Annotated in this window: 12 protein-coding genes; 2 read left to right on the forward strand and 10 right to left on the reverse strand. The window is 67.2% G+C overall.

Annotation, left to right across the window (positions count from 1 at the left end; translation table 11 throughout):
• Positions 1-300: 300 nt before the first annotated feature.
• A complete protein-coding gene (gene tyrS, locus ACVXZ4_RS14860; protein WP_461795588.1) occupies positions 301-1,602 on the reverse strand; it encodes a tyrosine--tRNA ligase in 1,302 nt (433 codons plus the stop codon).
• Between the two features lie 138 nt (positions 1,603-1,740).
• On the opposite strand from tyrS, the gene ACVXZ4_RS14865 reads away from it, so the two are divergent.
• Both ACVXZ4_RS14865 and ACVXZ4_RS14870 read left to right on the forward strand, forming a co-directional pair.
• Positions 1,741-2,355, forward strand: a complete 615-nt coding sequence (locus tag ACVXZ4_RS14865) for a DNA-binding protein (protein ID WP_461795589.1) — start codon at positions 1,741-1,743, stop codon at positions 2,353-2,355.
• On the forward strand, positions 2,352-2,921 hold the full coding sequence (locus tag ACVXZ4_RS14870) for a hypothetical protein (RefSeq protein ID WP_461795590.1): 570 nt from the start codon (positions 2,352-2,354) through the stop codon (positions 2,919-2,921). The genes ACVXZ4_RS14865 and ACVXZ4_RS14870 overlap by 4 nt, the downstream gene beginning before the upstream one ends.
• A 4-nt stretch (positions 2,922-2,925) precedes the next feature.
• On the opposite strand, the gene ACVXZ4_RS14875 is transcribed toward ACVXZ4_RS14870, so the two are convergent.
• From ACVXZ4_RS14875 to argC, 9 genes are all read right to left on the reverse strand, one after another.
• Positions 2,926-3,531 carry a DNA-3-methyladenine glycosylase gene (locus ACVXZ4_RS14875; protein WP_461795591.1) on the reverse strand — a complete coding sequence of 202 codons (606 nt, stop codon included), beginning with the start codon at positions 3,529-3,531 and terminating at the stop codon, positions 2,926-2,928.
• A 10-nt stretch (positions 3,532-3,541) separates the two neighbouring features.
• Positions 3,542-3,688: a hypothetical protein gene (locus tag ACVXZ4_RS14880; protein ID WP_461795592.1), complete on the reverse strand. Its 147-nt coding sequence runs from the start codon at positions 3,686-3,688 to the stop codon at positions 3,542-3,544.
• The gene (gene argH / locus ACVXZ4_RS14885) at positions 3,685-5,121 is read right to left on the reverse strand and encodes an argininosuccinate lyase (protein ID WP_461795593.1); all 1,437 of its coding nucleotides are present in this window, start codon (positions 5,119-5,121) and stop codon (positions 3,685-3,687) included. Before argH ends, ACVXZ4_RS14880 begins: the two co-directional genes overlap by 4 nt.
• A 3-nt stretch (positions 5,122-5,124) precedes the next feature.
• Positions 5,125-6,342 carry an argininosuccinate synthase gene (locus tag ACVXZ4_RS14890; RefSeq protein WP_461795594.1) on the reverse strand — a complete coding sequence of 406 codons (1,218 nt, stop codon included), beginning with the start codon at positions 6,340-6,342 and terminating at the stop codon, positions 5,125-5,127.
• A gap of 102 nt (positions 6,343-6,444) precedes the next feature.
• Positions 6,445-7,365, reverse strand: a complete 921-nt coding sequence (argF, locus tag ACVXZ4_RS14895; protein WP_461795595.1) for an ornithine carbamoyltransferase — start codon at positions 7,363-7,365, stop codon at positions 6,445-6,447.
• Positions 7,362-8,576, reverse strand: a complete 1,215-nt coding sequence (locus ACVXZ4_RS14900) for an acetylornithine transaminase (protein ID WP_461795596.1) — start codon at positions 8,574-8,576, stop codon at positions 7,362-7,364. The genes argF and ACVXZ4_RS14900 overlap by 4 nt, the downstream gene beginning before the upstream one ends.
• A complete protein-coding gene (gene argB / locus ACVXZ4_RS14905; protein WP_461795597.1) occupies positions 8,576-9,472 on the reverse strand; it encodes an acetylglutamate kinase in 897 nt (298 codons plus the stop codon). Before argB ends, ACVXZ4_RS14900 begins: the two co-directional genes overlap by 1 nt.
• Positions 9,472-10,623 (reverse strand): bifunctional glutamate N-acetyltransferase/amino-acid acetyltransferase ArgJ, encoded by a 1,152-nt coding sequence (gene argJ / locus ACVXZ4_RS14910; RefSeq protein WP_461795598.1) that lies wholly within the window; start codon positions 10,621-10,623, stop codon positions 9,472-9,474. The genes argB and argJ overlap by 1 nt, the downstream gene beginning before the upstream one ends.
• Entirely contained in the window at positions 10,620-11,663 is a 1,044-nt protein-coding gene (gene argC / locus ACVXZ4_RS14915) for an N-acetyl-gamma-glutamyl-phosphate reductase (protein WP_461795599.1), read from the reverse strand. The genes argJ and argC overlap by 4 nt, the downstream gene beginning before the upstream one ends.
• Positions 11,664-11,965 lie beyond the last annotated feature (302 nt).

An 11,965-nucleotide genomic window follows, 5' to 3' on the forward strand; every position in this document is an offset into this window, starting at 1 on the left:
TGCTTGTCAAATCGACCGGTGCGGCTTGAAAAGCGCGCGCCGAATCACTTCGACATACTCACGAGGTGGGTTACTCATCATAAGATCTGAAGACGGTCATCTGCAAGGGATTGACCGCTGTTTGACTTAGATTGTGTCCCTCTTGAAGCCGGTAAGCTCTTCCGCTTTCCGAACCTTTGGGGTGACAAGAAAGAAGATTACGTGTCTATCGGGGGTCGGTCAAATCACATCTGCAGCCCGGGCGTGTCGCCCGCGAATACGGGGTTGTCGACCGAATGCCGCGCGTCGTCGACCCGGACGCTATTCGATGAAGATGCCGGCGAGGGTCTTCTTGCCCCGGCGGAGCACGGCCATACCGCCCGGCAGGGCATTGCCCTCGAGCGTGACCGCAGCATCCGTGACCTTGGCGTTGTTGAGGTAGACCCCACCCTGCTCGATCGCCCGGCGTGATTCGCTGAGACTGCTGGCGAGCCCTGTGTCGAAGAGCAGCTGGACCACCGGCGTGCTCTCGGTGGTCGTGGTGTTGGGGAGCTCACGCAGGGCCGCTTCGAGCGTCGAAGCATCCAGCCGGTCGAGTTCGCCCTGGCCGAAGAGGGCAGCGGATGCCGCGATCGCCGCCTGCGTGGCATCCGCTCCGTGCACCAGGGTCGTGACCTCCAGCGCGAGCGCCCGCTGGGCCTCGCGGCGGAACGGCTCGGCCGCGACCGCCGCGGCAAGGCGGTCGATTTCCACCCTCCCTTGGAAGGTGAAGATCTTGAGTCTCTGGATCACATCGGAATCGTCGGTATTGAGCCAGAACTGGTAGAAGGCATAGGGGCTCGTGAGCGCCGGGTCGAGCCAGACGGCGTTGCCCTCGCTCTTGCCGAACTTGGTGCCGTCGGAATTGGTGATGAGGGGCGTGCCGATCGCATGTGCCGAGACTGCTTCCGCCTTGCGGATGAGGTCGGTACCGCTGGTGAGATTGCCCCATTGGTCACTCCCCCCGGTCTGGAGCACGCACCCATAGCTGCGGTAGAGCTCGAGGAAATCCATCCCTTGCAGGATCTGGTAGCTGAACTCGGTGTAGCTGATGCCGGCGTCGCTGTTGAGACGCGCGCTCACCGCATCCTTCTTCAGCATCGTGCCGACCCGGAAGTGTTTGCCGACGTCCCGGAGGAAGTCGATGGCGCTCAGGGGCGCGGTCCAGTCGAGGTTGTTGACCAGTCGGGCGGCGTTGTCGCCCTCGAAGCTCAGGAACTTGGCCACCTGCGCCTCCAAGTAGCCCACGAACTCGGCGACCTGCTCCTTCGAATTGAGAGTGCGTTCGGCCGTCGGCCTCGGATCGCCGATCAGCCCGGTAGAACCGCCGACGAGACCGAGGGGTCTGTGCCCGGCGAGCTGGAACCGGCGCATCAGCAGTAGCTGCACCAGGTTGCCCAGATGCAGGCTTGCCGCCGTCGGGTCGAACCCGCAGTAGTAGGTGATCGGCTCACCGGAGAGCAGTGCCTTCAGTTCGTCGTGATCGGTGGAGACGTGCACGAGGCCACGCCAGAGAATCTCGTCCCAGACGGAGTCGAACGAATCGTCGTTGTGCTGGGTGGACAGGACTTCGGATGCTGGCACCGGGCAAGAATACCAGCGGGGTCCCGCCGCGACCGGGCGTACGTCGGCATTTGTCACGCCCCTGGGGTTGATTCTGCAAAATCAACCATTTAGGGTTGACTCATCGGGATCAATGCCCCAGGGATGATCGGAGGAGCCATGTTCGCGATCACCGCAGACCAGGTCGACAGCCGGCATCGGCAGGATATCGCGGCCGACACGATGCGCGCGCTCGGAAATGCCCTTGGCGACCGGCTCGTGCTGCCGGTGGATCGCACAGCCGGAGACGAGATCCAGCTGCTCGTCGCGACTTCCGATGCGGCGCTCACGGCGATACTCTCCCTCACCCGGAACGGCGAATGGAGTGTGGGGTGCGGGGTCGGGGGCGTGAACCTCCCGCTACCCGCGAACGCCCGGGAGGCCGGAGGCGATGCCTTCGTCTCGGCCCGCGAGGCCGTGAATGACGCGAAAAAGCGCGACACCCGATTCGCCCTTCGCAGCACGGCGGTGACCGCCGCCGCCGATGCCGAGGCGTTCGTGGACCTGCTGCTGCAGTTGCGGGCCCGGCGCAGTGCCGAAGGGTGGGAGATGTGCGACCTGCTCGCAGCCGGCCACAGCCAGGCCGAAGCGGCGAAGCTGCTCGGGATCACACCCCAGGCCGCAAGCAAACGCGCACGGAGCGCGGCACTCCGCGTCGACTTCGCCGCGAGGTCACCGCTGGAACGTAGGCTCGCTGCCGTGGACGTGTCAGCAGACGAAGGGAGCCGATCGTGATCGTGCAGGTGGTGCTGTGGATTCTGGCCATCGCCGTGATCGCTGCGGCCCTCGCGACCTGCATCACCGCCATCAGGTTTCGACAGCCGTCCCTCGCGCTCCTCGCAGCGATCCCCGTGATCGCGGGATTGGTGGGGCTCGCCTTCCGCACGGGAGTGCCGGCGCCGAGCGATGCCGTCGCGGTGGTGGCCGGAATACTGCTCGCGCTCCTCGGCGTCGTCGGCGGCAGCCCCATCACCGTCGCCGTGCTCGGCTTCTCGAGTCGAGGATCTGCACCCACGGTGGACGGCACCCACGGCGGAATAGTCGTGAGCGAGGGCATCGCACCGGAGATCCGTCGCGCAGAGGTGTTGCGGGGCGGCACCATCATCGGGTATCTCGAACGACTCGCCCTGATCGCCGCCATCGTGCTCGGGCATCTCGAAATCGTGGCTGTCCTCATCGCCGTGAAGGGACTCGGCCGGTTCTCGGAGCTCGACAGTCCCGAGATCCGCGAGCGATTCATCATCGGCACCCTGGTGAGCCTGATCTGGGCGGGCGCCTGCGCGCTGCTGATCGTGCTCTAGGGTCTCACCCCCGCTTCTTCGGCACGTGAGCCTTGTAGGGCGACACGCTGCGCTCCCCCGGCAGCCAGAAGCGCCACGGGTAGTCCGCGGACCCGCCGGCGCCGGACACACCCGTACGCGGACCGGTGGAGAAGGGCAGCGGATGCTCCGGAAGCGTCAGCTCGAAGGGCGGCTCCGCGAGGTCCGCCCCTCCCTCGGCGAGGGTGATGCCGAGCGCGACGACAAGGCGGGCGGGACCGCGGGCGAGGTCGGCATCCGTCTTGGAGGTCGTGCGGCGGGCGCGAGCGAGGTCGAGGCCGTCGATCACTTCGGCTCCCCGCAGCAGAACCCCGGTCGCCGTGCCGGGTGGCGAGCAGGTCACGTTCGCGCAGACGTGCATCCCGTAGGTGAAGTAGGTGTACAGGTGACCGGGTACCCCATACATCACCGCGTTGCGCTTCGTCGGACCACGGAACGCGTGGGACCCCGGATCGACCTCGCCGAGATAGGCCTCCACCTCGGTGAGTCGCACCACGACGGTGCCCTCTGGGGTGCTGTGACTGAGCACGGCCCCGAGCAGCAGCGGCGCGACTTCGACAGATGGCGCGTCGAAGAACTGCCGGTCGAACATCGCGACGGGGCTAAAAGAGCTTCGCGCCGCTGGTGACGAAGAGGATCGCGGCGATCACGAGCAGCACGGCAGCGACGCCGTAGACGCTCCACATCACGATCTTCTGCGTGCGGGTCTGCTCCGGCTTCTCGGGACGGTTGTCTTTGCTGAGGGTCATTCTCGGGCCTCCGTGAGGGTTCGAACGCGGCGGGTGAGCGCGGCGAGTTGTTCGGCGACGCGCTCCGGCGCTGTGCCACCGACGCCGGTGCGGCTGCCGATCGAGCCGGCGACGGTCAGCACACTTCGCACCTCGGGAAGGAGGTGCGGGGAGATCGACAAGTAGTCGGCATCCGTCGGCTGGTCGAGTTCGAGGCCGCGCTGCTCGCAAAAGCTGACAAGGGCGCCGCTGATCTCGTGCGCCTCACGGAACGGCACGCGCTGGGTGACGAGCCATTCGGCGACGTCGGTCGCGAGCGAGAACCCCTGGGGCGCGAGCTCGGCCATCCGCTCGGTGTGGAAGGTGAGGGTGGCGACCATACCGGTGAACGCCGGGAGCAGCACTTCGAGCGTCTCCACCGAGTCGAAGACCGGCTCCTTGTCTTCCTGGAGGTCGCGGTTGTAAGCGAGCGGCAGGCCTTTGAGGGTCGCGAGGAGCCCGGCGAGGTTGCCGATCAGCCTCCCGGACTTGCCCCGGGCGAGCTCCGCGATGTCGGGATTCTTCTTCTGCGGCATGATCGACGACCCGGTCGAATAGGAGTCGTGCAGTGTCACGAAGCCGAACTCCCGGGTGTTCCAGAGAATGATCTCCTCCGCGAACCGGGAGAGATCGATGCCGATAAGGGAGAGGATGAACGCGAACTCCGCCACGACGTCGCGGCTCGCGGTCGCATCGATCGAGTTCTCCATCGGCCCGGAGAGGCCGAGCTCGGTCGCAACGAGCCGACCGTCGAGGCCGAGGGAACTGCCGGCGAGCGCACCGGATCCGTACGGCGAGAACGATGCCCGCACCGACCAGTCCCGCAGTCGCTCGAGGTCACGCACGAGCGGCCACGCGTGGGCGAGGAGATGATGGGCGAGCAGCACAGGTTGGGCATGCTGGAGGTGCGTGCGGCCCGGCATCGCGGCATCCGGATGCGCCTCCGCCTGGGACGCGATCGCGTCGACGAGGTGAGTGGCTAGTTCCGCGATCGCCCGGCCGTGATCGAGCAGGTAGAGCCGCACGAGCGTGGCAATCTGGTCGTTGCGGCTGCGCCCGGCGCGCAGTTTGCCGCCGAGCTCGGCTCCGGCGATGTCGATCAGCCCGCGTTCGAGCGCCCCGTGCACGTCTTCGTCGGACTCCCGTTCGGCGAAGGTGCCGTCGGACCAGGCCCGCCAGAGGGTCTCGAGCGCGGCATCCATCGCGGTGAGCTCAGCGGCCGTGAGGTAGCCCGCTGCAGCGAGCGCCTTGGCGTGCGCCCGCGAACCGAGGATGTCATAGCCGCCGAGTTGCCAATCGAAATGGGTCGACTTGCTGAGCCGTGCGAGCTCGGGCGACGGGCCGGAAGCGAAACGGGCACCCCAGAGGGCACCTTCGGTGGTCGCCCCGATATCGCTGCCCGAACCTGTGGTCATCTCTTACTTTCCGGAGAGGTCGCGATTGCTCGAGAGCTCGCGGCGCGCCGAGATCTTGCTCGGCAGCGACCAGATCTCGATGAAGCCCTTGGAGAGAGACTGGTCGAAGGTATCGCCAGTGTCATAGGTCGCGAGGTTGAAGTCATAGAGGCTCTGCTCGCTGCGCTGTCCCGTGACAGTGGCACGACCGCCCTGCAGTTTCAGGCGGATGTCACCACTCACGTACCGCTGGGTGTCATCGATGAACACGTCGAGCGAGCGCTTCAGGCTGGAGAACCACAGGCCGTCGTAGACGAGGTTGGACCACTCCGCCTCGACACCGCGCTTGTAGCGGCCGAGGTCGCGCTCGAGGGTCAGGCTCTCGAGGGCTTCGTGGGCTTCGATGAGGGCCATCGCAGCGGGCGCCTCGTAGACCTCGCGGCTCTTGATGCCGACCAGGCGGTCCTCGACGACATCGATTCGACCGACGCCGTGCTTTCCCGCGAGTTCGTTGAGCTTCTCGATCATCTGCAGTGCGCTGTAGGACACACCGTCGAGCGCTACGGGGATGCCGGAGGCGAAGGTGATCGTGACCTCGTCCGCGTCCTTCGCCACGGTCGGATCCATCGTGTACTCGTAGAGCTCTTCGATCGGGGCGTTCCACGGGTCTTCGAGGAAGCCGGTCTCGACCGCGCGACCCCAGACGTTCTTGTCGATCGAATACGGGCTGGCGGCACTCTGGCGGATCGGCAGATTGTGTTCGTTGGCGTAGATGATGGCCTTGTCGCGGGTGAGTGCGAGGTCACGCACCGGCGCGATGCTCGTCAGCTCGGGCGCGAGAGCGGCGACCGCGGCTTCGAAACGCACCTGGTCGTTACCCTTGCCGGTGCAACCGTGGGCGACGCTGTCTGCGCCGAGCTGCTTGGCGACGATGGCGAGGTGCTTCGCGATCACCGGGCGACTGAGCGCCGAGACCAGTGGATAGCGCTTCTGATACAGCGCGTTGGCCTTGAGCGCCGGCATGAGGAAGTCGTCGGCGAACTCGTCCTTCGCATCGACGACGATCGCCTCGACAGCGCCGCAGTCGAGCGCACGCTGGCGGATGTCCTCCATGTCTTCGCCGCCCTGCCCGACGTCGACGGCGAGGGCCACGACCTCCTTGCCGGTGGCATCCTTGAGCCAGCCGATACCCACCGAGGTGTCGAGGCCGCCGGAATAGGCGAGGACAACGCGTTCTGCCATGTGTGGTGCTCCTTGTTTTTCGTACGCAGTTTATCGGTGCAGTGTTTGTTCGGTGGCGGGTCTCGACACGCTCGCTGGCGCGAGCTACTCGACCAGAGGGTGCTACTGCTGCAGCAGCCAGGCCATCAGGGCCTTCTGCGCGTGCAGGCGGTTCTCGGCCTCATCCCAGACCACGCTCTGCGGGCCGTCGATCACCTCCGCGGTGACCTCGTAGCCGCGATCCGCGGGAAGGCAGTGCAGGAAGAGCGCATCCGGCTTCGCCAGTGCCATGAGATCGGTGTCGACCCGGTACGAGCCGAGGGTGGTGAGGCGCTCTGCTTTCTCCTCCTCCTTGCCCATCGAGACCCAGGTGTCCGTGACGACGACATCCGCTCCCGCGACCGCCTCGATCGGATCGGTGTACAGCGTGACCGAGCCGCCGGTCTTCGCCGCCGCGACATCCGCCGCTGCAACCACCTGGTCGGTGGGGGCGTAGTCGAGCGGGGAGGCGACACGTACGTGCATCCCGGCCGTGGCGCCGGCGAGAAGGTAGGACTGCGCCATGTTGCTCGCCCCATCGCCGAGGAAGGTGACAGTGAGGCCCGCGAGCGCCCCACGATGTTCGCGGATCGTGAGCAGGTCCGCAAGCAACTGGCAGGGGTGGAAGTCGTCGGACAGCCCGTTGATCACCGGCACGGTCGTGCCGAGCGCCATCTCCTCCAGCCCGGACTGTGCGAAGGTGCGCCAGACGATCGCCGCGACCTGGCGCTCGAGCACCCGCGCGGTGTCGGCGGCGGTCTCCTTGCCCCCGAGCTGGCTGTTGGCCGTCGAGATGATGAGGGGGATGCCCCCGAGCTCGGCGATCCCCACCGCGAAGGAGACCCGGGTGCGCGTCGACGACTTGTCGAAGATCACCGCGACGGTCTGCGGGCCGGCGAGCGGACGGGTACCGAACCGATCCTTCTTGAGCTCGACCGCGAGGTCGAGGATCGCGGTCTGCTCGGCCTGGCTGAGGTCGTCGTCGCGCAGGAAGTGTCGGGTCATTTCGCGTCCAATCTGAGGGCCCCGGGTCCGAGTGCACGGAGCGCGAGCGTGAACTTCTCCCGGAACTCCTCGAGTTCCGCATCACCGATGATGAGCGGCGGCGCGATTCGGATGCTCGAATCGTTCGGGGCGTTGATGATGAGACCATTCGCGAAGGCTGCGGCCGACAGCGCGGCGGCGACGGGCTGCGACAGTCCGAGCCCGACGAGCGCACCCTGACCCCGCACCTCGGTGATCAGAGGAGAGTCGATTCCCTCCACGATGGCCCGCAGCTTCGCGCCGATGGCCGAGGCGTTCTCGATCAGCCCGGCACGCTCGATCTCACCGAGCACGGCGTTGCCCGCCGCCGTGGCGAGCGGATTGCCGCCGAAGGTGCTGCCGTGCTGGCCGGGTTGGAAGAGGTCGGATGCCGCCCCGAAGGTGACGAGGGCCCCGATCGGCACGCCGCCGGCGATGCCCTTCGCGAGGGCGAGGGCGTCTGGTAGCACGTCGGTCTGCTGGAAGGCGAACCAGGTACCCGTGCGGCCGATACCGGTCTGGATCTCGTCGAGGATCAGCAAGGCACCGTGCTCCGTGGCGAGATCGCGGGCGCGCCGAAGGAAGCCCTCTGGGAGGTCGACGACGCCGGCCTCCCCCTTGATCGGTTCGATGAAGATGGCCGCGACCGTATCGTCCATCGCCGCTTCGAGGGCGGCGATCGTCGTGTCGATGTGCTCGACTCCGGGCAGCAGCGGCTCGAAGGCCTCGCGCAGCGCGGTCTTGCCCGTGAGCGAGAGCGAGCCCATGGTGCGTCCGTGGAACGAGTTGATGAGAGACAGGATGCGTGTGCGACGGCCATCGCCACGATTGAGCCGCGCCAGCTTGATGGCGGCTTCAATCGCCTCGGCTCCCGAGTTCGCGAAGAACACGCGGCCGGTGTCTCCTGCTCCCGTGATGCGTCGAAGGCGTTCGGCGAGCTCGAGCTGGGGTGGGGAGGCGAAGTAGTTGGAGACGTGCGCGAGAGTCGCGACCTGGCGGCTCACGGCATCCACGAGCACCGGATGCGCGTGGCCGAGCGCGTTGACGGCGATACCGGCGAGGAAGTCGAGGTAGCGGTTGCCGTCGACATCCCACACATGAGCGCCCTCGCCGCGTTCGAGCATCGCGAGGGGTGGGGCGAGAGAACCCATCATCGCGTCGCCGAAGCGTGCACGCCAGTCGTCGGTGTTCATCACAGGTCCTTTCCGGAAACCACTTCGGTGCCGATCCCCTCGGCGGTGAACGCCTCGAGCAGGATCGAGTGCAGCACGCGACCATCGATGATCGCGGCTTTGGGGACTCCCCCGTCGACGGCGTCGAGACAGGCCGTCATCTTGGGGATCATGCCCGATTCGAGTGAGGGCAGCAGCGCGCGCAACTCCGTCGCATCGATCGTGGAGATGAGCGATTCGCGATCCGGCCAGTCGCGATACAGACCGGCCACATCGGTGAGGATCACCAGCTTCTCGGCCTCGAGGGCGATGGCGAGGGATGCGGCGGCCGAATCGGCATTGACGTTGAGGGACTGCCCGTGCCTGGCGGCATCCGGTGCGATCGACGAGATGACCGGAATCTGGCCGGCATCGAGGATGGCGAAGACAACTGCCGGGTCCACCGCCGTTACATCGCCCACCAGACCGAGGTCGACCTCTTCGCCGTCGACGATGGTGCCGCGCCGGGTTCCGGCGAACAGTCCGTCGGTCTCTCCCGAGAGCGCCTGCGCCTCGATGCCGTGCGAGTCGATGAGGGCCGCGATCTCCGGCCCGACCCGGGTGGTGAGCACCTCGCGGACCACCGAGATGGCATCGGCGGAGGTGACGCGCAGCCCACCGCGGAATTCGCTCGGGATGCCGCGGGCCGCGAGCTCGGCGGAGATCTGGGGCCCGCCGCCGTGGACGACCACCGGGCGAACGCCCACCTGGCGCAGGAAGACCATGTCTTCCGCGAAGGCGTGCTTGAGCTCGTCGTTGACCATGGCGTTGCCGCCGAACTTGACCACGATGGTCTTGCCGTGGAACCGCTGGAGCCACGGCAGCGATTCGATGAGGGCAGATGCCTTCGCGGATGCTTCCCTCGAGTGCGCGCCCATCAGCTCGAGTACGCGCTGTTCTCGTGCACGTATTCGTGGGTCAGGTCGTTTGTCCAGACCGTGGCGGTGGACGAGCCGGCATGGAGGTCGATCAGCAGGTGCATGGCGCGACCGGTGAGGTCGACGCTCTCCCGCGGCTGGTCCGGCTCACCCTTGTGGGCGACGCGCACGCCGTTCATCGACACGTCGATGTCGTAGGGATCGAAGGCCGCCTTCGTGGTGCCGACCGCGGCGAGCACCCGGCCCCAGTTGGGATCGTTGCCGAAGACGGCGGCCTTGAACAGGTTGTTGCGCGCGACCGCCCGACCGACCTCGACTGCCTCGTCTTCGGAGGCCGAATTGATCACCTCGATCGTGATGTCGTGGGCCGCGCCCTCGGCATCCTGCTGCAACTGGGTGGCCAGGTCTTCGCAGAGCTCGGTGAGGGCAGTCGTGAATTCCTCGATCGACGGCGTGATGCCGGAGGCCGCGGAGGCGAGCAACGCGACAGTGTCGTTGGTGGACATCGCGCCATCGGAATCGAGGCGATCGAAGGTGACCCGCGTCGCCTGCCGGAGGGCCGCATCCAGCTGGCCGGAGTCGAGCGCGGCATCTGTCGTGATGACGACGAGCATCGTCGCGAGGCCCGGCGCGAGCATGCCGGCACCCTTTGCCATGCCACCGATGGACCAGCCCTCGCGCTGGGCGACGGCCTGCTTCGGATGGGTGTCGGTGGTCATGATCGCAGTCGCGGCGTCGAGCCCGCCGTCGTCGCGCAGGAAGGCGTGGGCCGCGGTGACTCCGAAGCTCACCTTGTGCAGGTCGAGTTGATCGCCGATGAGACCGGTGGAGCACACCAGCACGTCGCCGGCCGATTCGCCGAGCAGCGATGCCGCGTGCTCGGCGGTCGCGTGCGTCACCTGGAAACCCCGGGCGCCGGTGTAGCAGTTGGCGCCACCGGAATTGAGCACGATGGCACTGACGATGCCGTCGGCGATCACCTGTTGCGACCAGATCACCGGGTTGGCCTTCGCCCGGTTGCTCGTGAAGACCGCCGCGGCGGCCCGGCTCGGACCCTGGTTGACAACGAGTGCGACATCCTTGCCGCCCTTACCCTTGAGGCCGGATTCGACTCCGGCCGCTACGAAGCCCTTGGGGTAGGTGACGCTCATGGTGCAACTCCGTCGATCGGAAGGCCGCTGGTCTCGTCGAGACCGAGGGCGATGTTCGCTGATTGGATGGCGGCCCCTGCGGTGCCCTTGACCAGGTTGTCGAGAGCGGTGACGGTGACGACGCGACCGGCCGCCTCGTCGACGGCGAGGCCGATGAGTGCGGTGTTCGAGCCGAGGACGTCGCCGGTGCGCGGCATCCGACCCTCAGGGAGCACGTGAACGAAGGGCTCGTCGGCGTAGGCGGCCTCCCAGGCCGCTCGGATGGCCGACGCCGAAGTGCCGGGCACGATGCGGGCAGTCGAGGTGGCGAGGATGCCGCGCGCCATCGGCACGATCACCGGGGTGAACGAGATGGTGGGGGAAGTGGCCCCCGCGGCTCGCAGCGACTGCTGGATCTCCGGGATGTGACGGTGGGTGCCGCCGACCGCGTAGGGATTGGCCGACCCGAGGATCTCGCTGGCCAGATTCTCGACCTTGAGGCTCTTGCCGGCTCCCGAGGGACCGACCGCGAGTACGGCGACGAGGTCGCGCTCCTCGATGACGCCGGCCGCGATGCCCGGCGCGAGAGCAAGTGAGACGGTGCTCGCGTTGCAGCCGGGGGCGGCGATCCGGGTGGCCCCGACCAAGAGGTCCCGCTGTCGTCCGGTGCCCACCGGAAGCTCGGGAACACCGTAGGCCCAAGCGCCGAAGTGGTCGCCGCCGTAGAACGCGGCCCAGTCCGCGGCATCCGCGAGGCGGTGATCGGCGCCGCAATCGACGAGGAGACTGTCGTCGCCGAGATGGGCGGTGAGCTCCCCCGACCTGCCGTGGGGAAGGGCGAGGAAGACGAGGTCGTGGCCGGACAGCACGTCGGCGGTTGTCGGCTGCAGCGTGAGTGAGCCGTAAGAACGGAGGTGGGGCTGGGCCTCGGACAGCGCCTGGCCCGCGTTTTGGAAGGCGGTCACCGTGACCACCCGGAACTCGGGATGCTGGGACAGCAGCCGAAGCAGCTCCCCGCCCGCATAGCCGCTGGCACCGGCCACGGCAACGGAATAGGACATGGTTACACCTTATTGAGAGTGGATCGACGGGGCCTGGTGCGGCGGCGCTGGTGTCGGATCATGATGCCGGATTCGGCGGTCGATCAGACGGAGAGCGTCGCCTGCAGTCGCTGTCCGCGACGGTCCGAGCGCACGCGGAGACCACGGCGCACGGAGGTGCGGCGCTCGGTCGAGCCGGTGATGCGAAGGATGTCCACCCGTCGAGCCTAGCGGACATCCGCACGGCGCTCGCTACTCGCGGATGCTCGCGCAGCATCCGCTGTGGGTGGGGATCGGTCGCGGGGCCATCTTTGGGCCCAAGC

Source organism: Lacisediminihabitans sp. FW035 (genome assembly GCF_054880895.1).